20 protein-coding genes and 2 tRNA genes are annotated in these 25,761 nt (G+C 68.9%); 14 read left to right on the top strand and 8 right to left on the bottom strand.

Features of this window, described 5'->3' with window-relative positions:
• Positions 1-94: 94 nt before the first annotated feature.
• Positions 95-1,270, bottom strand: coding sequence for a glutamine-hydrolyzing carbamoyl-phosphate synthase small subunit (gene carA / locus Sp245p_RS06295; protein ID WP_014240921.1), 1,176 nt, complete (start codon positions 1,268-1,270; stop codon positions 95-97).
• 466 nt (positions 1,271-1,736) lie between these two features.
• Between carA and Sp245p_RS06300 the strand changes: the two genes are divergently transcribed.
• The 4 genes from Sp245p_RS06300 to Sp245p_RS06315 all read left to right on the top strand — a co-directional run bounded on the left by Sp245p_RS06300 (position 1,737) and on the right by Sp245p_RS06315 (position 6,539).
• Complete coding sequence (locus Sp245p_RS06300) at positions 1,737-2,198, top strand: GatB/YqeY domain-containing protein (protein WP_014240919.1); 462 nt, start codon at positions 1,737-1,739, stop codon at positions 2,196-2,198.
• A gap of 38 nt (positions 2,199-2,236) precedes the next feature.
• Complete coding sequence (gene dnaG / locus Sp245p_RS06305; RefSeq protein ID WP_014240918.1) at positions 2,237-4,171, top strand: DNA primase; 1,935 nt, start codon at positions 2,237-2,239, stop codon at positions 4,169-4,171.
• 185 nt (positions 4,172-4,356) lie between these two features.
• Positions 4,357-6,318, top strand: a complete 1,962-nt coding sequence (rpoD, locus tag Sp245p_RS06310) for an RNA polymerase sigma factor RpoD (protein ID WP_014240917.1) — start codon at positions 4,357-4,359, stop codon at positions 6,316-6,318.
• A gap of 145 nt (positions 6,319-6,463) precedes the next feature.
• Positions 6,464-6,539, top strand: a tRNA-Ile gene (locus Sp245p_RS06315).
• A 5-nt stretch (positions 6,540-6,544) separates the two neighbouring features.
• On the opposite strand, the gene arsN2 is transcribed toward Sp245p_RS06315, so the two are convergent.
• Both arsN2 and Sp245p_RS06325 read right to left on the bottom strand, forming a co-directional pair.
• The gene (arsN2, locus tag Sp245p_RS06320) at positions 6,545-7,024 is read right to left on the bottom strand and encodes an arsenic resistance N-acetyltransferase ArsN2 (RefSeq protein ID WP_014240916.1); all 480 of its coding nucleotides are present in this window, start codon (positions 7,022-7,024) and stop codon (positions 6,545-6,547) included.
• 134 nt (positions 7,025-7,158) lie between these two features.
• Positions 7,159-7,235: transfer RNA gene (locus Sp245p_RS06325), tRNA-Arg, on the bottom strand.
• Between the two features lie 211 nt (positions 7,236-7,446).
• Here Sp245p_RS06325 and Sp245p_RS34825 point away from each other — a divergent pair.
• From Sp245p_RS34825 to Sp245p_RS06345, 5 genes are all read left to right on the top strand, one after another.
• On the top strand, positions 7,447-7,953 hold the full coding sequence (locus tag Sp245p_RS34825; protein WP_014240915.1) for a hypothetical protein: 507 nt from the start codon (positions 7,447-7,449) through the stop codon (positions 7,951-7,953).
• A 23-nt stretch (positions 7,954-7,976) separates the two neighbouring features.
• Complete coding sequence (locus Sp245p_RS06330; RefSeq protein ID WP_014240914.1) at positions 7,977-8,630, top strand: phosphatase PAP2 family protein; 654 nt, start codon at positions 7,977-7,979, stop codon at positions 8,628-8,630.
• 187 nt (positions 8,631-8,817) lie between these two features.
• Positions 8,818-12,213, top strand: a complete 3,396-nt coding sequence (locus Sp245p_RS06335; RefSeq protein ID WP_109138410.1) for a DEAD/DEAH box helicase — start codon at positions 8,818-8,820, stop codon at positions 12,211-12,213.
• 108 nt (positions 12,214-12,321) lie between these two features.
• Positions 12,322-12,861: a hypothetical protein gene (locus Sp245p_RS06340; protein ID WP_014240913.1), complete on the top strand. Its 540-nt coding sequence runs from the start codon at positions 12,322-12,324 to the stop codon at positions 12,859-12,861.
• Positions 12,858-13,625 (top strand): endonuclease III domain-containing protein, encoded by a 768-nt coding sequence (locus Sp245p_RS06345; protein ID WP_246119772.1) that lies wholly within the window; start codon positions 12,858-12,860, stop codon positions 13,623-13,625. The genes Sp245p_RS06340 and Sp245p_RS06345 overlap by 4 nt, the downstream gene beginning before the upstream one ends.
• A gap of 112 nt (positions 13,626-13,737) precedes the next feature.
• On the opposite strand, the gene Sp245p_RS06350 is transcribed toward Sp245p_RS06345, so the two are convergent.
• Complete coding sequence (locus tag Sp245p_RS06350; protein WP_014240910.1) at positions 13,738-14,001, bottom strand: hypothetical protein; 264 nt, start codon at positions 13,999-14,001, stop codon at positions 13,738-13,740.
• 191 nt (positions 14,002-14,192) lie between these two features.
• Here Sp245p_RS06350 and Sp245p_RS06355 point away from each other — a divergent pair, with 191 nt between their 5' ends.
• Positions 14,193-16,844: a glycosyltransferase gene (locus Sp245p_RS06355; RefSeq protein ID WP_014240909.1), complete on the top strand. Its 2,652-nt coding sequence runs from the start codon at positions 14,193-14,195 to the stop codon at positions 16,842-16,844.
• Between the two features lie 71 nt (positions 16,845-16,915).
• Here the strand turns inward: Sp245p_RS06355 and Sp245p_RS06360 are convergent, their stop codons facing one another.
• The 4 genes from Sp245p_RS06360 to Sp245p_RS06375 form a co-directional block, all read right to left on the bottom strand.
• The gene (locus Sp245p_RS06360; RefSeq protein WP_014240908.1) at positions 16,916-17,779 is read right to left on the bottom strand and encodes a hypothetical protein; all 864 of its coding nucleotides are present in this window, start codon (positions 17,777-17,779) and stop codon (positions 16,916-16,918) included.
• Between the two features lie 87 nt (positions 17,780-17,866).
• A complete protein-coding gene (locus Sp245p_RS06365; RefSeq protein ID WP_014240907.1) occupies positions 17,867-18,217 on the bottom strand; it encodes a hypothetical protein in 351 nt (116 codons plus the stop codon).
• An 87-nt stretch (positions 18,218-18,304) separates the two neighbouring features.
• Entirely contained in the window at positions 18,305-18,754 is a 450-nt protein-coding gene (locus tag Sp245p_RS06370; protein ID WP_014240906.1) for a hypothetical protein, read from the bottom strand.
• A 247-nt stretch (positions 18,755-19,001) separates the two neighbouring features.
• Positions 19,002-21,233, bottom strand: coding sequence for a type IA DNA topoisomerase (locus Sp245p_RS06375; protein ID WP_041811868.1), 2,232 nt, complete (start codon positions 21,231-21,233; stop codon positions 19,002-19,004).
• Positions 21,234-21,278: 45 nt separating this feature from the next.
• Here Sp245p_RS06375 and Sp245p_RS06380 point away from each other — a divergent pair, with 45 nt between their 5' ends.
• The 4 genes from Sp245p_RS06380 (at position 21,279) to Sp245p_RS06395 (ending at position 25,640) form a co-directional block, all read left to right on the top strand.
• A complete protein-coding gene (locus Sp245p_RS06380) occupies positions 21,279-22,064 on the top strand; it encodes a trypsin-like serine peptidase (RefSeq protein ID WP_246119773.1) in 786 nt (261 codons plus the stop codon).
• 112 nt (positions 22,065-22,176) lie between these two features.
• On the top strand, positions 22,177-22,524 hold the full coding sequence (locus tag Sp245p_RS06385; protein WP_014240903.1) for a RidA family protein: 348 nt from the start codon (positions 22,177-22,179) through the stop codon (positions 22,522-22,524).
• A gap of 229 nt (positions 22,525-22,753) precedes the next feature.
• The gene (gene fusA, locus Sp245p_RS06390; protein WP_109138411.1) at positions 22,754-24,895 is read left to right on the top strand and encodes an elongation factor G; all 2,142 of its coding nucleotides are present in this window, start codon (positions 22,754-22,756) and stop codon (positions 24,893-24,895) included.
• A 196-nt stretch (positions 24,896-25,091) separates the two neighbouring features.
• Positions 25,092-25,640 carry a tetratricopeptide repeat protein gene (locus Sp245p_RS06395; protein WP_244439307.1) on the top strand — a complete coding sequence of 183 codons (549 nt, stop codon included), beginning with the start codon at positions 25,092-25,094 and terminating at the stop codon, positions 25,638-25,640.
• Positions 25,641-25,761: the final 121 nt, after the last annotated feature.

The following is a 25,761-nucleotide window of genomic DNA, read 5'->3' on the forward strand; positions in this document are numbered from 1 at the left end:
GAGGGCGAAGGTCCCGCGCGGATGGCGTGCATGAAAAGAAAAAGGAGCCGCAAGCGGCTCCCTTTCCGTCATCGGTCGGTGCGTCCGTCGGGCGTCAGGCCGGCTGCTTGCCGTCCATCAGCGCCACGAAGCGGTCGAACAGATAGTGGCTGTCCTGCGGGCCGGGCGAGGCTTCCGGGTGGTACTGCACCGAGAAGACCGGCTTGTTCTTCAGCCGGATGCCCTCGTTGGTGCCATCGAACAGGCTGACGTGGGTCACCTCGGCGTCGGCGGGCAGGGTCTCCTCCATCACCACGAAGCCGTGGTTCTGGCTGGTGATCTCCACCCGGCCGGAGGCCAGATCCTTCACCGGATGGTTGGCGCCGCGATGACCCAGCGGCATCTTCTTCGTCTTGGCGCCCAGCGCCAGCGACAGCATCTGGTGGCCCAGGCAGATGCCGAACATCGGCAGGCCGGTGTCCAGCAGGCCCTTGATCGTCGGCACGGCGTATTCGCCGGTGGCCGCGGGGTCGCCGGGGCCGTTCGACAGGAAGACGCCGTCCGGCTTGTGGCGCATCACGTCCTCGACGGTGGCGGTGCCCGGAACCACGGTCACCTTGCAGCCGGCCGCGGCGAGGCAGCGCAGGATGTTGCGCTTGGCGCCGAAATCGATCGCCACGACGTGGAAGCGCGGGCTCTCCTGCGTGGCGTAGCCGGCGCCGAGCGTCCAGGCGCCCTCATCCCAGCCGTAGGTCTGGCGGCAGGAGACATCCTTGGCGAGGTCCATGCCCTCCAGCCCCGGCCAGCCCTTGGCCTTGGCAACCAGCGCGTCGAGGTCGAACTTGCCGTCCGGCGCGTGGGCGACGACGCCGTTCGGCGCGCCCAGGTCGCGGATGCGGCGGGTCAGGCGGCGGGTGTCCACCCCGGCCAGACCGACCAGCCCGTAGCTCTTCAGCCAGTCGTCGAGATGGCGGGTGGCGCGCCAGTTCGACGGGTCGGTGACATCGGCGCGCAGGATCAGGCCGCGCGCGGCGGGGGTCACCGTCTCGATGTCCTCCGGGTTGGCGCCGGTGTTGCCGATGTGGGGGAAGGTGAAGGTGATGATCTGCCCGGCGTAGCTGGGGTCGGTCAGGATTTCCTGATAGCCGGTCATCGAGGTGTTGAAGCACACCTCGCCCACCGAATCCCCCACCGCACCGATGCCTCGGCCCTTGAAGACGGTGCCGTCGGCCAGAACCAGGACACCGGTGTAAGCGCCGGCATCGCCCGCCGGGAGAGTCGATTGAGCCATCCTTCAGACCTTATCAAGAGCCGCCGCGGGCCACATATTCCTGCTTCGCGGAACGTCGGCGCCGCGTCCCGCCCCGCTGGGCGCACGCGTCGTCGTCGGTCCGTGCCCCGCCATCCCGGTTCCTTGCGGTTCGGGTGTCTGAGCCTGGATCGATTAGTCGGGACGGGTGAGCCGGTCAACCGTATATGACGATTGGTACCCCGATTTCCAGCGGCGCGTTTGCATAATCGCCGTGCTTCACCGGTGGGGCTTGGCCGTTGGAGTGGTTGTGGAATGCGCTGGCGGGGGGTGGGAAGGGGCTCTTCGGAATTGACGTGGCAATCCGGCGCAAATTTAGGAATATTGCCGGTTCACGCCGCGTCTCCCGTGCGCCATCCCACGGATGGGGACGGTGCGGATGCTGCCGGGCGGCCGTTGATCGTTTCGACCTGACGAACACACCTGACGAACACGAAGGACACACGCAATGCTGCGCACGCGCCTGAACGAGGCTTTGAAGCAGGCGATGCTCGCCAAGAACCAGCGCGCCGTCTCGACCGTGCGCCTGATCCTGGCCGCGCTGAAGGACCGGGACATCGCGGCACGCTCGCGCGGTGTCACCGACGGCATCGACGAGGCCGAGATCCTCTCCATGCTGCAGACGATGATCAAGCAGCGCGGCGAGTCGATCAAGCTGTACGAGCAGGGCGGCCGCCTGGAGCTGGCCGAGCAGGAGCGCGAGGAGATCACCATCATCGAGGGCTTCCTGCCCAAGCAGATGTCGGAGGAGGAGGTGGCCGCCGCCGTGAAGACGGTGGTGGACGAGATCGGCGCCACCTGCATCAAGGACATGGGCAAGGTGATGGCGGAGCTGAAGACCCGCTACGCCGGCCAGATGGACTTCGCCAAGGTCAGCGGCACCGTGAAGCAGCAGCTTTCGGCCTGCTGATCTTGCGGTTTCCGATCTAGCACGGGGGCCGCCCGCCCATGGCCTTTCCGCCCCAATTCCTGGAGGAGCTGCGCACCCGTCTCGCTTTGTCGGACGTGGTGGGCAAGCGCCTGCGCCTGATCCGCGCCGGCCGCGAGTACAAGGCGCCGTGCCCCTTCCACAACGAGAAGTCGCCCTCCTTCTACGTCAACGACCAGAAGGGCTTCTTCCATTGCTTCGGCTGCGGGGCGCACGGCGACATCATCGGCTTCGTCATGCGCCACGACAACCTCGCCTTCCCGGAGGCGGTGGAAGCGCTGGCCGGCGAGGCGGGGCTGCCGGTCCCCCGGGCCACCGAGGAGGACAAGCAGCGCTACGAGCGGCGCAAGACGCTGCACGATCTGGTGGAGCAGGCCGCCCGCTGGTTCGAGCAGCAGCTCTACGCCCCCGCGGGCCGGGCCGGACTGGAGTATTTCCAGCGCCGCGGGCTGGACACCGACGGCATGGCGCGGTTCCGCCTGGGCTTCGCCCCCGGCGATTCCGGCGCGCTGCGCAGCCAGCTTCTGAAGCAGGGCTTCTCGGAAGAGGACATGGTGACCGCCGGCCTGCTGAAGCGGCCGGAGGACGGGCGCACGCCCTACAGCTTCTTCCGCAACCGGGTGATCTTCCCGGTGACCGACCGGCGCGGCCGGGTGGTCGCCTTCGGCGGGCGCATCCTGGAAGGCGACGGCCCGAAATACGTCAACACCGCCGACACGCCGCTGTTCCACAAAGGAACTTTGCTGTATGGCCTGTCGCGGGCGCGGCAGGCGGCGGCGGACGGCAAGCCGGTGATCGTCGCCGAAGGCTACATGGACGTCATCGCGCTGGTCCGCGCCGGCTTCGAGGGTGCGGTGGCGCCGCTCGGCACCGCCCTGACCGAGACGCAGGTCCAGGAGCTGTGGAAGCTGATCCCCGACGCGGAAAAGGTGCCGTTCCTCTGCTTTGACGGCGACAACGCGGGGCGGCGGGCGGCGTGGCGCGCGGTGGAGCGCATCCTGCCGCACCTCGCCCCCGGCCATTCCGCCCGCGTCGCCTTCCTGCCGGAGGGGGAGGACCCCGACAGCCTGATCCGTCTGCACGGCCCCCGCGCCATGCAGGAGGTGCTGGGCGAGGCCATTCCGCTGTCCGAGGCGGTCTGGCGCATGGAGACCGAGGGCAAGCCCACCGACACTCCCGAATCGAAGGCGGCGGTGAAGGCGGCGCTGGACGCCCGGGTCGGCCAGATCGCCGACCGCGACGTGCAGTCCTTCTACCGCACCGAGATGCGCCGCCGCGTCGACGAGGCCTTCGCCCCGCCGCCGCGCCAGCGCAACGAGCGCGGCCCCTGGGTTCCGGGCGGCTCCTGGCAAGGCGGGGGGCAGGGGGGCGGGCGCTTCGGCCAGCAGACGCGCCGGCACACGCCGGGCCTGCCGGGTCTGCGCACCGCGCCGCCGCCCGGCCACCGCCGCCGCAACCCCGGCAATCTGGCCGCTGCGCGGGAGCGCGTTCTGCTCGCCGTGATCATCAATCATCCCGAGTTGTTTGATGAGTTGGGCGAATCGCTGGGCATGCTGCCGTTTCCCGACCGGGAATTGGAGGAATTGCGCCAAGCGGTCATCGGATTGCTTGCTGAACGGCGAGAAAACGACTCGGGACTTGACGCCGCATCGCTTTGTCGCCACTTGTCTTCCGCCGGCTATGATACCATTGTCCGCTCTCTGCTCAGCGAGTCGACCTATGTCCATGCCGGCTTTGCACGCCCGGACGCATCCTCCTTGGACGCGAAACGGGGGTGGTGGCCGACATGGCATCACCTGCATCACAGGCAGGTGATGGCCGATTTGAGAGAAGCGGAGGCGGCTTTGGCCCGTGACAACAGCGAGGCGAACTTCGCGCGGGTCGTGGCCCTTCAACAGGAGGTCATCAGGTCCGGAATGGGTATGACGGATGACGAGGATCTCGACGATGCCTAGCGGCCAGCGCCGCCGGGCGTGGTGCGGAAGGGAAGGGCCGGAGGGAATGAGACCCGGAGGGGTCTGTCCGGACAAGGTCCGGAACGGTTCACAACCGGTTTAAGCAGGTGCGGATCGACAGCGGGGGGCCGCTGCGATGCGTGCTATGGGTTTTTATAATGGGGTAATGCGGGGGCATCGATCGCATGGCCACGAAAGCTGCGAACAGCGTTGAAGTTTCCGAAGCCCGGGACGAGGCCGGCGACGGCCCGCTCATGGACGGCATGGGTCTTGCCGTCAAGAAGATGATCGCCCGCGGCAAGGAGCGTGGCTACGTCACCTATGACGAGCTGAACGCTGCCCTGCCGCAGGATACGTCGTCTTCCGAGCAGATCGAAGACACGATGGCCATGCTCTCCGAGATGGGCATCAACATCGTCGAATCGGAAGAGCAGGACTCGGAAGGCAACGCCAACGCCGACGGCGAGGGCGAAGGCCGGTCCGCCGGCAATCTGGACGATGACGACATCGGCCGCACCGACGACCCCGTGCGCATGTATCTGCGCGAGATGGGCTCGGTCGAGCTGCTGTCCCGCGAGGGCGAAATCGCCATCGCCAAGCGCATCGAGGCCGGGCGCGAGATGATGATCGGGGCGATCTGCGAATCGCCGCTGACCATCCGCGCCATCCTCGAGTGGCACGACGCCCTCATGGAAGGGAAGATGCTGCTGCGCGACATCATCGACCTGGACGCCACCTATGGCGGCGGTCCGGACGGTGAGGAGATCCCCGAAGGTCTGGCCGAGCCGGTGGAAGCCGCCACGGAGGAGACCGAGGAGGAGCGTCCGCCGCGTCCCGAGGGCGAAAGCGAGGAGGAAGGCGACGAGGACGGCGACAACAGCCTGTCCCTGTCGGCCATGGAAGCCGCGCTGAAGCCGCAGGTCATCGAGACCTTCGAGAAGATCAAGACCACCTACGACAAGCTGCACAAGCTGCACGAAGGCCGCATCGCGGCCATCCAGCGCGGCGAGGACGTGGCCAAGCAGTCGGACAAGAAGTACGACAAGCTCAAGACCGAGATGGTCGAGCTGATGAACACGGTGCGCCTGAACAACCAGCGCATCGAGCAGCTTGTCGAGCAGCTCTACGCCCTGAACCGCAAGCTGACCGGCTTCGAAGGCAAGCTGCTGCGCATGGCGACCGACTGCCGCGTGAAGCGCGAGGACTTCCTCAACCACTATTTCGGGCACGAACTCGACCCGAACTGGCTGGAGCGCATCCGCGGCCTGAACCCCAAGACCTGGGGCAAGTTCTACGACAAGTACGAGGCCGACATCCGCAAGACGCGCGACGGCGTGTCGAGCATCTCGGATGAGGCCAAGCTGCCGATCAGCGAATTCCGCCGCATCGTCTCCACCGTCCAGAAGGGCGAGAAGGAAGCGAGCCGCGCGAAGAAGGAGATGGTCGAGGCCAACCTGCGCCTCGTGATCTCCATCGCGAAGAAGTACACGAACCGCGGCCTGCAGTTCCTGGACCTGATCCAGGAGGGCAACATCGGCCTGATGAAGGCGGTGGACAAGTTCGAGTACCGGCGCGGCTACAAGTTCTCGACCTACGCGACGTGGTGGATCCGTCAGGCGATCACCCGCTCGATCGCCGACCAGGCGCGGACCATCCGCATCCCGGTCCACATGATCGAGACGATCAACAAGCTGGTCCGCACCAGCCGTCAGATGCTGCACGAGATCGGCCGCGAGCCGACCCCGGAGGAGCTGGCGGAACGCCTGATGATGCCGCTGGAGAAGGTCCGCAAGGTCCTGAAGATCGCCAAGGAGCCGATCTCCCTCGAAACGCCGATCGGCGACGAGGAGGATTCGCATCTCGGCGACTTCATCGAGGACAAGAACGCGGTCCTGCCGCTCGACGCCGCCATCCAGGCGAACCTGCGCGAGACGACGACCCGCGTCCTGGCCTCGCTGACGCCGCGCGAGGAGCGTGTGCTGCGCATGCGCTTCGGCATCGGCATGAACACCGACCACACGCTGGAAGAGGTCGGCCAGCAGTTCAACGTGACGCGCGAGCGCATTCGCCAGATCGAGGCGAAGGCCCTGCGCAAGCTGAAGCACCCGTCGCGGTCGCGCAAGCTGCGCAGCTTCCTGGACACCTGAGGTTCCGGGGCAGGCTCGATACGGACTGCGATCGTATGAAAAGCGGGGGACCTTCGGGTCCCCTGTTTTCATTTTGGGCTTTGGCCTCTGTCGAACGGGGTTGCATAAGCTTCCGGTTCTGGGCACATTCGGCATCCCTCGGTGGGGGCCTGTAGTTCAGCGGTTAGAACGCGCCGCTCATAACGGTGTTGTCGTCGGTTCGAATCCGGCCGGGCCCACCATTTCCCTACAGCTTTCTGCGACCGTCCATTCCCGCTGTGGTCGAGGCGAGGTCGCGGCGCAGGCAGACGGCGCTGCCGGGGCACAGCCCGGCGAATTGCGCGCTGGCGCGGATGGCCGGAGGCGCGTCGCCGCGCTCCGCGCGCGTGAAGCCGATGCGTTCGAAGAAGCCGGCGGCACCGATGGTCAACAGCCACAACCGCTCCAGGCCAAGCGCCACGGCCTCTTTGGAGATCGCGTCCACGACCGTACAGCCTTCGCCCTTGCGGCGGCGCTCCGGCGGCAGGACGACCGAGCGGAGCAGCCCGTCGGGCCCATAAATCTCCAAGCCGCCGTACCCCAGGAGCCCATCGGGGGCGTCCACGCGCCAGAAGCGCCGCCCGGCCTCGGCGATGTCCTGGTTCGGCAAGCCTTCCATGGCGAGAAGAGCCGCGAGGGCCGGCAGGTCCCGCTTCGCCAGCGGCGTGGCTGTCCGTGATCCCATCATGATGGCTTCCTCCCGCTCGGCACGCCCGCGGCGGTGGGCGCAGCGAACGCCGAAAATGACAATAACGCCGCCGGATCACCTGATCCAACCGCGTTCAGCGAAGCGTCATGGGGATTTGTATGGGAAGAGGAGAGTGGCGCGCCCGAAGAGATTCGAACTCCTGACCCCCAGATTCGTAGTCTGGTGCTCTATCCAGCTGAGCTACGGGCGCTTCTCTCTGCCGCGGCGTCGGCGAGGCCGTCGTCTGCGGTGGCGCGGTTTTTAATCGGGCCGTGACCGGAAGGCAACCAAAATCGTCCGGCCCGTGAAATTTTTCCGGCAAGCGGATGTCAGCCCTTTGACGGACTACAGAATGGCGGCGGTTGGGCTTACCTTGGCGTGGTGACGACCAGCCAGAAGGGCATTCGAGAACAGCTATGGGCATGACGTTTCTGAGCCGCGCCGCTATGGGGCCGGTGGGTTCGCTGATGGCGCTTTCCGTGATGGCGGCGACCGGCACGGCGGCAGTTGGGACGGCGCAGGCGGCGGACGACCGGTCCAACGCCGCGGTGCTGGTGTCCGCGGCCATCGGCAACGAGGTCGTCCAGATGGTCGAACTCGGCCCGAAGGTCATCCAGGTGACCGTCAACGACCGCGTCGTCTACGAGGACCGCGAGGGGCGCACCCTGTCCTTCGTGAACGCCTACAACATGGAAGGGCGCTGGCTGGTGCTGCTTCAGGAGAGCGTGGACGGCAAATGCGCCGCGCGCTTCCGCGTGCTCGACCTCGGCGGGACCAAGGCCTCCGTCTCGCTGCCGTTCGGGACCTGCAGCGACGCGCCGAAGGTGGAGCAGGCGGACCGGACATTGACCGTTTCGCTGCCGGCGTCCGACGGAAAGAGCACGGCGGCCTGGAACTACCGGGACGGCATGCTCGTTCGCATGCGCTGAATGGAAAGGGAGCGGCGAGGACCGTGGGACATCTGAACCTCTGGCACGTCAACAAGGCGATCTCGCTTCTCGGCAGCACGTCCTTCGTGCTGCCGGTGGCGGGCATCCTGATCGTGATGCTGTGGCGCCGCCATTCGGCGGTCTCGGCGGCGCGCTGGCTGGCCGTGCTGGCCATGCTGATGGGCTCGGTGGCGCTTCTGAAGATCCTGGGCCACGCCTGCGGCATTCGCCTGTTCGACGACCGGCTGACCAGCCCCAGCGGCCACGCCGCGCTCGCCGCCGCCGTCTACGGGGCGGTCGGGGTGATGGCGGCGCGCTCGCTGGACGGCTGGCGGCGTGGTGTGGTGGTCCTCGGCGCCCTTGGCCTGGTGGTGGGGGTGGCGGCCTCGCGCATCCTGCTGCGTTACCATTCGGTGACGGAGGTGGTGGTCGGACTCATCCTTGGCGGGCTGGCGGTGGCGGCCTTCGCGCAGAGCTTCAACCGGATGACCCCGTCGCGCCTGAACCTCAGCCCGCTGGTCCTCGCCCTGGTCGTTCTGTTCGGCGTCGCCACCTACGCGCTCGGCGACCGCACCAACGCCGAGCCGATGCTGAAGCATTTCGCCTATCTGCTCCGTGAGGAATCTCCGGTCTGCGGTCCGATGCCGCCGCTGAACAGTTTCCTGGAACGGCTGTAGCCGCTGTTTTCCTTGCCGGATGCAGCGACCGTCCAGGGTTGGTCTTCCCTGGACTTGGCAACCGGAATGTTTGCCTTGCGGTGTCGGTTGAGGGTTGAGAGCGGGCTTGCGACGGGGCATGGTGTGGGCTTATACCGACGCCCCCGTTCCTGACCCGTTCTGCCTTTTTCGGTATCCCTTCCGGCCCATGTCGCTGTTCGGTTCCCTTCCACGCGCCGCCGCCACCGCCAGCGCGACGGTCTCCTTTTCGCAGGAGGATCTGGCGCGCGTCTTCGATGCGAAGACGCTGCAGCGCGGGCGCACGCTCATCCTGACCGGGGCGGTGACGCTTCTGGAGGCGGAGGCGCGGATCGCCGCCACGGTGACCGACCTCGGCCGGACGCTGTCGGTGACGGTCGTCCCGGTGCGCGGGCGCAGCCGGGTGGTCTTCGACAAGAGCTGCACCTGCGGGCGGAACACTTGCGCCCACATGGCCGCGGCGGCGCTGATGACGCTGGACGCCCGTCCGGAAGGGCGGCAGATGTCCCTGTTCGACGCGCCCCCGGCGGCCCATCCGGCGGAGGAGCCGCCAGCGCTCCAGGCGGTTCCTGATGCGGCCCCCGCGCCGCCGCCGGTCCCGGAACCGGTGCCCCCACCGCCGCCCGATCCGGTGCTCAGCGTCCGCTGGACCCTGGAGCCGGGCAAGGACGAGGCGGCCATGTTCGTCTCCGCCGTGATCGCGGTGGAAGGGGCGGGGGAGGGCGACGACGTGTCCACCCCGGCCAGCCCGCGCGACGTGCTGGCCCGCGCACCGCGCAGCCTGGACGGCGACGTGGACCGCGCCATCGCCCGGCTGCTCGGCGGCGGCGGGGTGGTGCGCACGCCGGTCGCCAAGAGCCGCGGCGACGTGGTGGACCGCATCCTGCGTCGGCTGCTCGGCTGCGGGCGGCTGCGCTGGCGCGGCGGCACGATGCTGGCGGAGGGGGCGGGGATGACCATCCGCGCCTTCCGCGACCCGGCGACGCGCAAGCTGCGCCCGACCGGCCTGCCGCCCGGCGCCGCGCTGATCAAGGGACTGGGCTACTGGTGCGTCGATCCGAAGGCCGGCACCGTCTGTCCCGTGGAACTGCAGGTCGTCGAGGTGCCGAAACCCAAGGCCGCGGTCGCTCCGCCCGCCGTGAAGGCGGCTCCGCCGAAGACGGCGGCCCTGAAGGCGGCGCCCCTAAAGGCCCTAGGCCGGCCGGCGCCGTCCCGGCCCGCGCCTGAGCGCCCGGACTTCCCGGCGGCCTCCGCCTTCGCCGCGGGCATGCCCGGTGGCGTGCGCATGGGCTCCGATCCCGCCGCGACCATCGTCGAGCGCGACCCGCGCGTCGTCGCCCGGCTGGGCCGGGTGGTGTCGCCGGACGGCGGTCTGGTGGACGTGCTGCGGCTGGCCTTCGACTATGGCGAGGACGACTCCCCCTCGGAGATCGAGCCCGACGACCAGCGCCAGTTCGCCCGCGTCGAGGAACCCGCCGGGGCGGTCTTCGTCCGCCGCGACAAGGCGCTGGAGCAAGGGGCGCTGGAAAGGCTGGCCGCCTTCGGCTTCGCCCAGGCGCGCATCGAGCCGCCCAAGGGCCAATTGAACGCCCGCGGCACCCGCGTCCACTGGCTGACCGGCAAGGACGCCGAGGAGCGCTGGTCGGCCTTTCTGAAGACCGAGGTGCCGGCCCTGCGCAAGGACGGCTGGACCGTCGAGATTGGCGCCGACTTCGGCACCCGCGTCGTTGAGGCCAACGAGGAGGTGGCGGTCGCCGTGCGCGATTCCGGCGACGGCTGGTTCGACCTCGACGTCGGCGTGGAGATCGACGGGGAACGCCGCGCCCTGCTGCCCATCCTGGCGACGCTGATCGAACGCGGCGGCATGGAGGCGACGCGCGTCATCGACGGGCGCGCCCATCTGGTGCTGGACGACGGCAACGTGCTGGCCCTGCCGGCGGAGCGGGTCGAACGGCTGATGAGCGTCCTGGAATCCATGCTCGACAGCGGGCGGCGGCTCGACGACACGCTGAAGGTGCCCCTGACCGAGGCCGACGGCCTGCTGGACATCGACGACCTGATCGCTCGCCGGACGGAGGACACCGGTCAGATCGACCGCTACCTGCGCACCATCCAGGAGCAGGAGATGCCGGCGGAGATGGACCCGCCGCCGGGCTTCCAGGGCACGCTGCGCGATTACCAGCGCGTCGGCCTCGCCTGGATGCAGGGGCTGCGGGCCAACCGGGTGGCCGGCATCCTGGCCGACGACATGGGCTTGGGCAAGACCGCCCAGACGCTGGCCCACATCGCCATGGAGGAGAAGGAGGGCCGGCTGACCGACCCCTGCCTCGTCGTCGTGCCGACCAGCCTCGTCCCCAACTGGGTGGCCGAGGCGCAGCGCTTCACGCCGCATCTGCGGGTGGTCGTGCTGCACGGTCTGGACCGGCACGAGAAGCTGGGCGACCTCGACCGCGCCCACATCGTGGTGACCACCTACGGCGTGGTCGGCCGCGACGTCGAGGTGCTGAAGCGCCGGGACTGGCATCTGCTGATCCTCGACGAGGCGCAGGCCATCAAGAATCCGGACAGCAAGGCGACCCGCGCCGTCTGCGCGCTGAACGCCCGCAACCGGCTCTGCCTGTCCGGCACACCGGTGGAGAACAATCTCGGCGAGCTGTGGAGCCAGTTCGCCTTCCTGATGCCCGGCCTGCTCGGCGACCGCAAGGAGTTCGGGCGCCGTTACCGCACCCCCATCGAGAAGCGCGCCGACGGCACCCGCGCCAAGCAGCTGATGCGCCGCATCCGCCCCTTCCTGCTGCGCCGCACCAAGGAGGCGGTGGCCAAGGAGCTGCCGCCGAAGACCGAGGTGGTGGTGCGCATCGACCTGGAGCCGGCGCAGCGCGACCTCTACGAGACCATCCGCCTGTCGGTGAACGAGACGGTGCGGGCGGCGCTGGCGGTCAGCGGCGTGTCGCGCAACGCCATCACCATCATCGACGCGCTTCTGAAGCTGCGGCAGGTCTGCTGCGACCCGCGTCTGGTCAAGATCCCCGCCGCCGGCAAGGTGAAGGAGACCGCGAAGCTCGACGCCCTGACCGACATGGTGCTGGAGATGGTGCCGGAAGGCCGGCGCATCCTGATCTTCTCGCAGTTCACCTCCATGCTCGACCTCATCAAGCTGCGGCTGGAGGAGGCGAAGATCGGCTATGTCGAGTTGACCGGGCGCACGCTGGACCGCGCCGAGCCGGTCAATCGCTTCCAGAACCGCGAGGTGCCGGTCTTCCTCATCAGCCTGAAGGCGGGCGGACGCGGCCTGAACCTGACGGCGGCGGACACGGTGATCCACTACGATCCGTGGTGGAACCCGGCGGCGGAGGATCAGGCGACCGACCGCGCCTACCGAATCGGGCAGGACAAGCCGGTCTTCGTCTACAAGCTGATCGCCGCCGACACGGTGGAGGAGCGCATCCTCGACTTGCAACGGCGCAAAGGAAACCTGTCCGACGCAACCATCGAGGGCAGCGGTCTCATCAGTGCCCTTGAAGGCGGAGACATCGACTATCTGCTGGGTAGGGCGGCGGACTGACCGCACCCTCGGGATTACCGCCCTTCCCGGTCTGGCCTTTGCGGCGCCATGGCATAGATCCTTGACGACGAAAGCATTGCGTTCGTTTCCCTTGCAACGGGGAGGGCCATGGCATCGACGAAGCGGGACACCGCACCCGATCCGGAACGGCTCATCGGCGCGTGGCGCGACGCCGCCGCGGACGCCCGCCGTTGGCGTGACGATCCGGACCGCGTGGCCGCCCTGAAGGCGGCGCGCACCCGGCTGCATCAGCCGCCACCGCCACCACCGCGCCCGCCCCAGCGGGTACTGGCCGACGAGCTGCACGCCGCCCGCGCCGCCTGGGAGGAGGGGCAGGGGTTGGACGGCACCGCCCGCGCCCTGGCCTACGCCAACCTGAAGCGTTGGGAGCCCGGTCTGTTCGGCTACAGCGAGACGCAGCGGTCCACCGCCGGCAAGATCGCCGCGTCGGAAGCCGCGGAGTCGCGGCGCGACGAGCAGGAGCGGGCGGAGGCCCAGGCCTTGATCCGGGCCTTCCGGCGGGTGCAGGACCGTGCCCGCAGCACCGCCCGCGCCGTGCAGGCCGACCCCCGCGCCCGCGCCATGGCGGCGGACGAGGGGCTGATGCTTCCGGAGGGCGGCCGGTCGGGCGGTGTGACGGCCCCGTGAAGCGCCGTCTCAAGGCCAACGACGATCAGGCGTCTTTCGCCTTGTTGCCTGCGGCTTTGCCCGACGAGAAGCTGCTGGAGATCCACCGCCGGCTCTGCCTGATCTTCGGCTGCCCGATCGCCTATTTCCGCGCGCTCGACCCGCTGAGCGAACTGGTGTCCTCGCTGCTGTCGCACCGCACGCGCAACGCGGCCTCCGGCGCGGCCTTCCGCGCTTTGCGGGCACGCTGGGGGGAGGATTGGGCCGCTGTGCGCGACGCGGACCCGGCGGAGGTCGAGACGGTCATCGCCGGGGTGACGTGGCCGGAGCAGAAGGCGCCGCGCATCCAGGCGATCCTGCGGCGGATCACCGAGTTGCGCGGCGAGCTTTCCCTTGATTTCCTGGCGGAGATGACGGTGCCGGAGGCGCGGGCCTGGCTGCAGGCGCTTCCCGGCGTCGGCCCGAAGACCAGCGCCGCGGTGATGAGCTTCAGCAGCCTGCGCCGCCCCGCCTTGCCGGTGGACAGCCACCATCATCGCGTCGCCGTGCGCACCGGGCTGATTCCACCCAGCGTGGCGGTCGGCCCGTCGCACACCATTCTGGAGGCGCGGCTTCCCCCGGACTGGACGGCCCAGGAGATCTACGATCATCACGAGGTGATGATGCTGCACGGGCAGCGGGTCTGCTTCTACCGCAACCCGGCCTGCGAGCGGTGCGTTCTGCTGGAGCTGTGTCCGGAGGGGCAGAAGCGGATGGCGGGTGGGGCGTCGGCGGAAGGAGCGTAGTCGCCCCTTGCCCCCACCCCGGCCCTCCCCCGCTGGGCGGGGGAGGGAGTAAAAGTTCCCTCCCCTGCGACAGCGGGGGAGGGTTAGGGTGGGGGCAAAGTTTCCAGTAGGTTCAATTCACCAGCGGCGGGCGGCGCATGCCCGGCAGGGGGGAGGGGTTGCTGCGCTGTGGCCGTTCGCCACCGGAGGCGGCCTGCTCGGCGGCGTCGAGCATGGCTTCGGCCTGCTTCTGCACGGCGGCGGCGCGGGCCTGGTCCATGGGGTCGGTGCTTTCCTTCCGGACATAGCCGGCGGCCTGTTCGGCGAGGTCGAGGGTTTCGACCACCTCGTCCATCGTTTCCTCCAGCGCGGTCACATCGACCTTTTTGCCGGTCATTTCGTCGTCTCCGGTCGTTGCGGTTGGTGATGCCAACAGGAGCGGGACGGCGGCCGTTCCCAATTTGGTAATCCGGGCGGCCACCCAAAAAAATTCGACGCGGGCGCGGGAATAGTTTTTTGCAGCGCACGTTCGTCTGTGTGTCCGGTGGCGCCCGCCACCCATCCTACCCAGGCTTGCGAAATCCCCACATGAGCAACCCGAAGCGTTCGATCCGGTCTGCGGCCTTGGCCGCGGCGATGCTCGCCGTGACTGCCGGCCACGCGTCCTTCTGGTCCTGGCGCAACGCGCCCACTCCTGTGGACGCCGTGCCGGGTCGCATCGAATCCGTCTCCTACTCCCCGTCGGGCCGCAGCTACGACCCGAACCACCAGCCGGTGGTCGATGCGGTGGAACTGGACCGCGACATGACCGCCATCGCCGGCTTCGCCGACGGTGTGCGCACCTATTCCACGCTGGGCTCCCAGGGCGACGTCCCGGCCATCGCCGCCAAGCATGGCCTGGACGTCACGCTGGGCGTCTGGCTGAGCGACGACAAGGCCCGCAACGAGCGCGAGGTCGCCCGCGCCATCGTGCTGTCCCGCACCGTGCGCGGCATCGAGCGCGTGGTGGTCGGCAACGAGACGCTGCTGCGCGCCGAACTGACCGACGCGGAGCTGGCCTCCTACATCCGCCGCGTCCGCGCCGGCGTGCCGAAGCACATCAAGGTCGGCACCGCCGACGTGTGGTCGGAGATCGTCAAGGCCAAGGAGACCATCGCGGCGTCCGACTACATGGGCGTCCACGTCCTGCCCTACTGGGAAGGCGTCCCCGTGGAGAACGCGCTGACCTGGATCCGCGACCGGCTGGACACCGTGCGCAAGGCGCATCCGGGCAAGCCGCTGTTCGTCGGAGAGGTGGGCTGGCCGTCGGGCGGCGAGAACTTCCACGACGCCTACCCGACGCCGCAGGCCCAGGCCTTCGTCGTCCGCAACTTCGCCGCCGAGGCGGGGATGCTCGGCATCGACTACAACGTGGTCGAGGCGTTCGACGGCGTGTGGAAGTCCAGCATCGAAGGCTCGCCGGGCCCGACCTGGGGCGTGCTCGACGCCGACCGCGCGCCGAAATGGCCGCTGGCCGGCGACGTCCCGGCCCCCTGGGGCGACCGTGCGGGCGCCGCCGTGGCGCTGGCCCTCGGCCTCGCTTTGTCGGCCTTCGCCGCCTTCCGCCGCCGCACCAACATGACCTACGCGCTGGCCGCGTCGGTGGGCGCCAACATCGTCGGCTTCGGCGTCGGCTCGGCCGTCGCCGGTGCCTACGCCGAATACTTCACCTTCGGTGCGGCGACCACCTGGGGCTCCGCCTTCCTGCTGGGCGCCCTGATGATGTCGGTGGCCTTCGCCGACCTGACCGAGGTGGCCCGCCGCCTGTTCACCGGCCGCGCCCCGGCCCTGCTGCCGCGGGTTCCCGCGGCGCCGGAGCACAAGCCGATGGTGTCGGTGCACATCGCCGCCTGCCGCGAGCAGCCGGACGTGCTGGCCGCCACGCTGACCTCACTGGCCCGTGTCGACTACCCGGACTACGAGGTCGTCGTCCTCATCAACAACACCGAGGATGAGGCGCTGGTCCGCCCGGTCGAGGAGCTGTGCGCCGAGCTGGGTCCGAAGTTCAAGTTCCACTGGTACAAGACGATCAGCGGCTTCAAGGCCGGCGCGCTGAACGCCGCGCTGCGCCACACCGACCCGCGCGCCGAGATCGTCGCCGTGCTCGACGCCGACTACACGGTGGAGCCGGACTGGCTGAACAAGCTGGCCCCGACCTTCGCCGACCCGCGCGTCGGCATCGTTCAGGCGCCGCAGGAGCACCGCGACGGCCATGAGACGCCGCTGAAGGCCGCCATGACCGCCGAGTACCGCCCCTTCTTCGACGTCGGCATGCAGGAGGGTCTGACCTCCCAGGCCTTCGTCTGCCACGGCACGATGATCATGCTGCGCCGCTCCGCCATGGAGCAGGTCGGCGGCTGGTCGGAGGAGGGCATCTGCGAGGACACCGAGCTGGGCATCCGCATCCTGTCGGCCGGCTACCGCGCCGCCTACACCGACGAGCGGCTGGGCCAGGGCCTCGCCCCCGACAACTTCATGCAGTTCCGCAAGCAGCGCGACCGCTGGGTCTTCGGCTCCACCCAGATCCTGCGCGCCCACTGGCGGAAGTTCCTGCCCGGCGCCACGGAGCTGACGGTCGGCCAGAAGATCGGCTACCTGACCAACTGGGCGCGCTGGTGGTCCGACGCGGTGGGTGTGCTGGCCGCCGGCGCGGCGGTCACCTGGACCTTCGCGTCGCTGGTTCTGCCGCTGCACCTGCCGCCGGTGCAGGCCACCGCCGCGGTGTTGGGCGCCCTGGTCCTGCGCGCCGGGTCGAGCCTGCTGGCCTCGCGCTACGCCTCCGGCAACTCGTGGAAGGAGAGCTTCGGGGCCTGTGCCGTGGGCATGGCGCTGTCCACCACGGTGGCGCTGGCCGCTCTGCGCGGCGTGGTCCGCAAGCGCGATGCCTTCCGCGTCACCGCCAAGGGCGGCAAGCGGACCCAGGGCGCCTTCTGCGCCAAGCCGGAAGCCTGGCTGTCGGGTGCGCTGCTGGTCTCCGCGGTGACGGCGTGGTTCGCCAACCCGCTGGGCACCCTGTCGCTGGAGCTGTGGGCGATCCTGCTGACCGCGATGGCCGTGCCCAACCTGATGGCCGTGGGCCTCGCGATCGGCGACATGCTGCCCGCCGGCACCCCGCGCCCGGCGCCGCTGCCGGCCCCGCAGGGCGTGGTCCAGCCCGCCGCCACCCCGGCCAAGGCCGCCAACGAGCCGGTCGCCGCGTAACTTCGTAACTGTGAACGGAGAAAGCCCCCTTGCCGTCGGCAAGGGGGCTTTTTCATGCCTGGGGAGGGGGCTCAGCGCTTGCCCTTCTTCCCCTGGATGCTGGTGATCTGCTGTGAGGCAAAGTTGCCCTGGCCCATGGCGGCGTTGAAGGCGGTGCCGACGTTGTTGAACTGGATGCCGCCGCTGGCCAGGGCCGCGGGCAGATGCGGCAGCGGGCCGAAGTTGCTCATCACCGGGTCAAAGAAGTTCTCGGGCGGCGGGCCGCCGTTTCCGGTGGTCACGCCCGGCTGGGGCTTCGGGGCCGGAGCCTTGACCGGCGCCGGGGGTGAGGCCTGCACCGGAGCGGCGGCCTGGACCGGGGAGACCGTTTGCCCCGAGGAGGTGGGCACGGCGGCCTGCTCTGAAACATTGCCCCCAGCGACACCGACACCAGCGACACCGCCCCCAGCGGACCCGTCACCACCCTGGATGACGTACTGCTCGGTCACGTTGCTGTCGCCGAAGGACAGGGCCAGCGAGCTGTCGAAGTTGTTCACGATGAAGGGCGCGTCGATGAAGGTGAAGTTCGGCACGATGGGCTCCGGCGGCGGCTGGCGGCTGGCGGCCAGCGCCTGACCCTTGTTGAAGCCGCCCAGGAAGCCGGCGTCGCCGCGGATCTTCGCGATGGCCTGCTGGTGGGTGGCCTGACGGCTGACGTTGGGGTTGGTCACCGTCGCCCCCGGAGGCGCGCCGCGCCGGGTGGCGTTGACGAAGACGGGCTGGCGCGGCAGCAGCGGCGGCATCCCCATGCCCATGCCCATCGACATGCCGACCGCCGCGCCCAGCTGCGGGTTGACGGAGAAGCCGCCGGCATCCTGGGCGGCGGCGGTTCCGCCCAGCAGCGCCAGGGCGGCGAGGCCGGACAGCAGCGGCGCGAAGCGGCGGATGCGGATCATGGCAGGGCTCCTCTGTTCGGCGGTGTGCGCTGATCCTAGGGCGGCCGACCGGGGAGCCGCTGTGAGGCGGACCACAGCTGGGGCGCTTTACGCCTCTTCCTCAAAAGGGAAGTTCTTGCCGAAGGGGTGATCGGGCATCGGGGCGGCCTGCGGGGGCATCGGCGGCATCGGCATCGGCTTGAGGTCCGGCTGCGACGGGCCGCGGCGGCAGGCGGTGTGGCCGTTGACGGTCTCGCAGGTCAGCGCGCCCGGCCCGGTCACGCAGGTCGTCCGGTCGTTGACCGTCTGGCACGACAGCGAGCCCGAGCCGCGGCTGCACACCGTCTTCCCGTTGACCGTCTGGCAGGCGAGGTTCTCGGCGGCGGCGGTGTGCGGGGTTCCGGCCAGGGCCAGGATGGCGGCGAGCGCACCGAAGACCGGCAGGGCGAAGCGGAGCATGGCGGCAGTCCTCCAGTGAGGAATCCGGAAAGGGGCGCCGCCTTGCGGATCGGCGGCGCCGGATGGGTGGATTGCTGAGCCTTCAGACTATTGGGCCTTGAGACCAAACAGATTCTGCCCGGCGGCGTTGCCGATGCCGGCGGCGACGTTGGTCGTCACCCCGACGTTGGTGTCGAGCAGGCCGCCCTTGCCGAAGCCGAAGGTGACGCCGGTGACGTTCTGCTTCGCCTTGTTGCCGATGCCGGCGGCGACGTTGGTGGCGACGCCGACGTTGGTGTTCACCAGCGACCCGCCGGTGCCCTGCTGCATGGTGAAGACGTTCTGCTTGGCCTTGTTGCCGATCCCCGCCGCGAGGTTCGTCGCAACGCCGACGTTGGTGCTGGAGAGGGAAGGTGCCGCGGCGAAGGGGCTGCCGAAGCCCGGCTGCATCATCATCGGGTTGACCGGCATGCCGCCGGTCTTGAGGTCGTTGGCGAAGGCGTGGGGGGCGGCGAGCAGCGTGGTGGCGGCGACGGCGATCAGGGTCAGGCGGCGCATGGGCTGGGTCTCCTCCGGGGTGTGGGGCCATGTGTGGCTCGATGTCCGTGGAGGAGAGGGTAGGCGGATGCCGTCCCCGCCGCTGTGGCCTGGGCCACAGTCGGAGGGTGATTCGGGCGGTTTGTGGGAAGTCTTGCCCCCTCCCTAACCCTCCCCCGCTTCGCAGGGGAGGGGATTGCCGCCGCTTCGCAAAAATCTCCCGCCCCTGCGATAGCGGGGGAGGGCCGGGGAGGGGGCAAGCCGACGCTCAGCGCGCGTGCTGGTCCAGGAACTGGCGGCAGGAATCGAAGTCCTGGAGCACCGTGTCCGACAGCTCGACGCCCTTGCGGTCGGCAAGGCTGCGGGCGAAGGCGACCATCTTGTCGGTCGGGGCCTTGCGCCGCGCGCCGATCGACGGTGCGGCAGGGGATGGCGGGACAGCGTCGGCCACAGGACCGATCGAACCCGGAACCTCCGGCGCGGCCTTCGCCTTGCGGCTGCGCCGGGGCGTCTTCGGCGCTTCGCCGTCCACACCGACGGCAGCGGCCGCCGCCTTGCGCGTGCGTGGCCGCGGTGGCGCTCCGGCAGCGCGCGGGCTCGTGGAGCGACGGCGCCCCGCGCCCCGCCCGGCGCGGATCGGGCCGCCGCGCACGCCGAGGTCCACCGCCGACCCTTGGTTGCCGACCAGAACGCCGATCAGCCGCTCGGCCTCGTCGGCAATGCCGTCGATGACGCTGCGGAAATCGGCGCGTCCGACCACCACCTCGTCCAGCCGCATTTCCCACAGGGCGGTGGTGCCGGGATCGACCAGCGTGGGGGCGGCGCCGCGCAGAGTCTCGAACAGCTGCAGCCCGGCGGGGGTGGGGACCAGCCACTTGCCGTCGGCGCCCAGCAGATTCTGCCGCCGCAGGCCCTTGATGATCTCGGCGCGGGTGGCCGGGGTGCCGATGCCCTTGGCCTCCTTCAGCCGGTCGCGCAGCGCCAGGTCCTCGACGAAGCGCCAAGCGTTCTGCATGGCGTCGACCAGAGTGCCTTCGTTGTAGCGCGGCGGTGCCTGGGTCCGCTTGGCCTCCACCCGCGGTTCGGACAGGCGGGCCGGCTCACCGTCGGTCAGCGGGGGCAGGGTCTGCTCTTCCTCCTTCTCGTCGGGCTTGCCGTCCGTCTCGGCGGAGCCGAAGGCCGCCTTCCAGCCGAGCTTCAGGGGGATGCGGCCGACCGCCCGGAAGACCACCGGCTTGCCCTCGACGGGCACGTTCATCAGGACGGTGGTCTGCCGGTACTCGTAGTCGGGCATGACGGCGGCGAGGTAGGAGCGGCAGATCAGCGCGTAGAGCCGCTTCTCGTCGTCGGTCAGGCGGTTCAACCGGCTTTCCAGATCGTCGAGCACGTTGACGTTGGGCACGATGGCGTGGTGCGACACGCCTTCCAGCGCCTTGTCGCAGAAATGGCCGGACTTGCCGCGGCGGATCACCGGGCGGGAAATGTCCAGATGGGCGAAGCCGCGCAGCCGGGTCAGCGCTCCGGCGATCGCCGGAACGTCGGCGATCTGGTTCTCCGACAGATACCGCGCCTCTGCGCGCGGGTAGGTGATGAGCTTCTTGCCCTCGCCGTCGTAAAGCTCCTGCGCGACCTCCAGCGTGCGGTCGGCGGTCCAGCCCCAGCGCTGGCCGCAGGTCTTCTGCAGAGCGGGCAGATCGTAGAGCTTCGGCGGAGCCTGCCGCCGGTCCTCCACCGTCACCGACAGGGGGCCGCCATGGCCGTCGGCGGCGCGGGCGATGGCCTCGGCGCGGGCGCGGTCCTTGATACGGTCCTTCGGCGGCGGGGCGTGGCGCATCAGGAAGGAGCCGCCCGCGGCGGTGGCCGTCGCCACGACCTCGAAATAATCCTCGGGCTTGAAGTTGCGGATTTCCAGCTCGCGCAGGCAGACGATGGACAGGGTCGGCGTCTTCACCCGCCCGATGCCGATCACCCCGCGTGTCCCCGGCGCCAGCAGCGTCTTGGTCGCCGTGCGGGTCAGGGAGAGGTTGAAGATCTGGTCCGCCTGCTGGCGCGCCACCGCCGCCTCGTAGAGCGGGCGAAGCTCGTTGTTCGGCTTCAGCTTGGCAAAGGCGTCGCGGATCGTCTTGGGGTCCTGGGCGGTGAACAGGGCGCGCTGCACCCGCCCGCGGAAGCCCAGATGCTCCAGGATCTCCTGGCCGATCAACTGGCCCTCGCGGTCGCAGTCGGTGGCGAGGATGACCTGGTCGCAGCCCTTCAGCGCCGCTTTGATCGCCGCCAGCTTCGCCGTTTTGTTACCGCCGCTGTCCGGCTTGGTCGGGTAGAGTCCGTCCGGCTTCAGCAGGGTGGGCGACCAGCGCTTCCAGTCAGGATTGACCTCGTCCGGCTCGGCCAGCCGCAGCAGATGCCCCTCGGCCGGCAGGATGCGCCCGTAGCGATCCCCCAGCGCGGCGCGCAGGTCCTTTGCCTGACTGGATTTTTCCGTGATGATGAGCGTGGCCATGACCGCCATGGTAAGACGAACATGAAAACGTATCAAGAACACTTGATGGCCATTCTGCACGGATTCCTGGTTGCCGTGCCGCTTTTCGTGGCCGCATTGCCGGCGGCGGCGCAGAATCCGCTGCTGCCGGGGATCGGGGCGCAGGACCGGCGGGTGGTGGTCGACGCCACGCACGCGCCGTGGAACAGCCTGGTCAAGGTGCAGAGCAATCTCGGCGCCCGCTGCACCGGCGTGCTGGTGGCGCCGCGCCGGGTGGTCACCGCCGCCCATTGCCTGCTGAACCGGGCGCAGCGCTTCCTGCCGGCCTCCTCCCTGCACGTCCTGTTCGGCTATGAGCGCGGGGAGTACCGGCAGCACCGCGCCGTCGCCACTCTGGAGACCGGCGGCCCGTACGACAAGGAGCGGCGTCTCGACGGACTCGTCGGTGACTGGGCGGTGCTGACGCTGGACGGCGACGCGCCGGAGGGGATGCCGCCGCTGCCGCTTGCCCGAGTCCCGCCGGACGCCGGCACGCCGCTGATGCTGGGCGGCTACAGCCAGGACCGGGCGCATCTCGTCACTGCCGACACCGCCTGCGCGGCGCGCGGCATCAACGACACCGACCGCGGGCCGCTGCTGGTCCACGATTGCGACGGGACGCGCGGGGTGAGCGGGGCGGCGCTGCTGGTCCGGACGTCCAGCGGGGACGGGCGTGCGGACGGGGCGGGGGAGGGCTGGGCGGTGGCCGGCATCGCGGTGGCCGCGGTCAGCGGGCCCAATCCCCGCAACATCGCCGTGCCGAGCGCCGCTTTCGTGGCCGCGGTGGAGGGAAATACGCCTTCTTTGCGGTGATGCACGGGCGCGGGGCAGCTTTGAGCGGTGGCGCCTCATTTTTTGCTAGGCCGTTGGACGTGAATCGCATAGACGTACGCGCGTTCAAGACCCCGTAACCGGAGCCGTACCGATGTCGATCCAGCGCTTCCATTCCGGACCGCGCATGAGCCAGATGGTCATCCACAAGGACACGGTCTATCTGGCCGGCCAGGTGGCCAACGATCCGACTCCGGACGTGGAGACGCAGACCCGCCAGATCCTGGGCCAGATCGACGCCCTGCTGGCCGAGGGCGGCTCCGACAAGAGCAAGCTGCTGTCCGCCACCATCTATCTGACGGACATGTCCACCTTCGGCGCGATGAACAAGGCGTGGGAAGCCTGGGTCGATACGGCCAACCCGCCCGCCCGCGCCACCGTGGAAGCGAAGCTCGCCGCGCCGGAGTATCTCGTTGAAATTCAGGTGACGGCGGCCAAATAAGCTGCGTGACGGGGCGACCCGGCTCCCTCGGTTGGGGTTTGCCGGCGTGGCCCACCAGACTGTAAGGGCCGCGTGCTTCGAAAAAATCCGGAAGGCTTGACCTTCCGGATTTACAGAACGTTAATCACGCCTTAACAGATCATCCGTAAAACCCCGACCAACCTCTGCCGCCGGAGCGGACGACCGTCGTTGCGCTTCGATAGCTGCGTTACAGTAATGGATTCGCAACATGCCGCGCCAAACGCCTCTTTCTGACATCCGGAACATCGGCATCATCGCCCACGTCGATGCCGGCAAGACGACGACCACCGAGCGCATCCTGTACTACACCGGTCGTAAGCACACGATCATCGACGTGCACGAGACGAAGGACCTGAAGTCCTCGACGACGACCGACTACATGGAGCAGGAGCAGAAGCGCGGCATCACGATTCAGTCGGCTGCCGTCTCGACCTTCTGGCGCGGTAAGAAGATCAACGTCATCGACACCCCGGGCCACGTGGACTTCACCATTGAGGTGAACCGCTCGCTCCGCGTGCTCGACGGCGCGGTCGTCGTGTTCGACGGCGTGGCCGGCGTGGAGCCGCAGTCCGAGACCAACTGGCGCCTCGCGGACAACTACAACGTCCCGCGCATCTGCTACGTCAACAAGATGGATCGTTCGGGTGCGAACTTCCAGCGTTGCGTCGGCATGATCAAGAGCCGCCTGAACGCCCGTCCGGTCTGCATCCAGGTTCCGCTGGGCTCGGAAGACAACTTCCGCGGCATGGTCGACCTGATCGAGATGAAGGCGTACGTCTGGTTCTCGGACGACAAGGACGCCAAGTGGGAAATCTGGGACATCACCGACGATCTGGCGAGCAAGCTCAACCTGACCGTCAAGGAAGACCTGGACAACATCGCCAGCATCCCGGCCCTGCGCGCCGAGCTGGTCGACACCGCGCTCGAGATGGACGACGCGGCGATGGAAGCCTACCTGGAGTCGGGTGAGGAGCCGTCGGCCGACGTGCTGCGCACCTGCCTGCGCAAGGGCACCATCACCAGCACCTTCACCCCGGTTCTCTGCGGCTCGTCCTACAAGAACAAGGGCGTCTGCCAGGTCCTGGACGCGGTCGTCGACCTGCTGCCGGCCCCGACCGACGTCGAGGCCATCAAGACGGTGGACGAGGACGGCAACCCGAACGGCGAGCGTCTCAGCTCCGACGACGCGCCCTTCGCGGCGCTGGCCTTCAAGGTGCTGAACGACACCTACGGCTCGCTGACCTTCGTGCGCGTCTACTCGGGCGTGCTGACCAAGGGCATGTCGGTCCTGAACACCACCCGCGGCAAGCGCGAGAAGATCGGCCGCATGGTCGAGATGTTCGCCGCCCAGGCCAACCCGATCGAGGAAGCCCGCGCCGGCGACATCATCGCGCTCGTCTCCCTGCAGGAGACGGACACCGGTGACACGCTCTGCGACGCCGCTCACCCGGTGATCCTGGAGCGCATGCGCTTCCCCGACCCCGTCATCAGCGTCTCGGTCGAGCCGAAGACCAAGGGCGAGCAGGAGAAGTTCTCCATCGCGCTCGGCAAGATGGTCCGCGCGGACCCGTCGCTGCGTCTGGAGACCGACCGTGAAACCGGTCAGACCATCCTGCGCGGCATGGGCGAGCTGCACCTGGAAGTGACGCTGGACCGTCTGCGCACGGAGTTCGGCGTGGAAGGCAACATGGGCAAGCCCCAGGTCGCCTACCGCGAGACGATCACCAAGCCGGTCGAGTACACCTACACCCACAAGAAGCAGACCGGCGGTTCGGGCCAGTTCGCCGAAGTCAAGATCGTCTTCGAGCCGCTGGAGCGTGGCGAGGGCTTCGTGTTCAAGGACGAGACGGTCGGTGGCACGGTGCCGCGCGAATACGTCCCGTCGGTCGCCAAGGGCCTGGAAATGCAGAAGGAAGAGGGCGTGCTCGCCTCCTATCCGACTGTGGACTTCCGCGCCCGCCTGGTGGACGGCAAGTATCACGACGTCGACTCGAACGCCCTGACGTTCGAAATCGCCGCCAAGGCCTGCTTCCGTGAAGCCCTCAAGCAGGCCGGCCCGATCCTGCTCGAGCCGGTCATGAAGGTCGAGGTCGTCACCCCGGACGATTACCTGGGCGACGTCATCGGCGACGTGAACCGCCGCCGCGGCACGGTGCTGGGCCAGCTCGAGCGTGGCACCAACATCGCCGTCGAGGCCCACGTGCCGCTGAACGAGATGTTCGGCTACATCGGCCAGCTCCGCGGCATGACCTCGGGCCGCGCGTCCTACTCGATGGAGTTCAGCCACTACGAGCCGGTGCCGCGCAACGTCACCGACGAGATCGTGGCGGGCCGCAGCAAGGCCGCCTGATAACGGGCTGCTGCTTTCAGGGGAAGGGGCCGGCGAAGCGATTCGCCGGCCCTTTTTCTTTGTCCGGCGGGAACTTTGCGGGGACCACCCCGGCGGGATGAGGGATTCTTCTTGCGGCGATACCACTTTCGGGTCAGTGTTGCCAGCAGGTGACGCATCCCAATTTTTGGGAATGACCCAGCGAATTTTCTTGCCCGTGGCCTTGCTGGCCCTTCTGCTCCTCGGCGCTTCCGGCCCCGGTTCGCGGGCCTGGGCAGGGCAGGAGGATGCGCGACTCGGCGGCTTGTTCCAGGACCTGCAGACCGCCGGCGATGCGGTCGCGGCGGAGGCGGTCGAGGACCGCATCTGGGACGTCTGGCTGGAGCATCCCAACGACGACCTGATCGTGCTGATGCATCATGGCGTGCAGAGCCTGAACGCCGACCGCTACGGCGAGGCGCTGGCCGCCTTCGATCAGGTGGTCGCCGCCGACCCGACCTACGCCGAGGGTTGGAACAAGCGGGCCAACGCCGAATACATGCTGGGCGATTACGACGCCGCGGTGCGCGACATCCGCCGGGTGCTGGCGCTGGAGCCGCGGCATTTCGGGGCGCTGGCCGGGCTGGGCCTCGTCTACCTCGCCATCGACCAGCCGGCGGGCGCGCTGCGCGCCTTCGACGCCGCCCTGGCCATCAATCCCCACCTCGACCGCGTCCGCCAGCAGGCCGCCAACATCCGCCTGCGCACGGCCGGATCGGCGCTGTGATCGAGACGTGACTTAATATTCCCTCCCTGAAAAACTTTTAATCCGCCTGCAAGCCCCCCGTGACTCGGCGCCCGCTACTTTCAGGGCAACGAACAACGCATGCCAGTCACGGAGAGCAACC

It is taken from the genome of Azospirillum baldaniorum (assembly GCF_003119195.2).
GTDB lineage: Bacteria > Pseudomonadota > Alphaproteobacteria > Azospirillales > Azospirillaceae > Azospirillum > Azospirillum baldaniorum.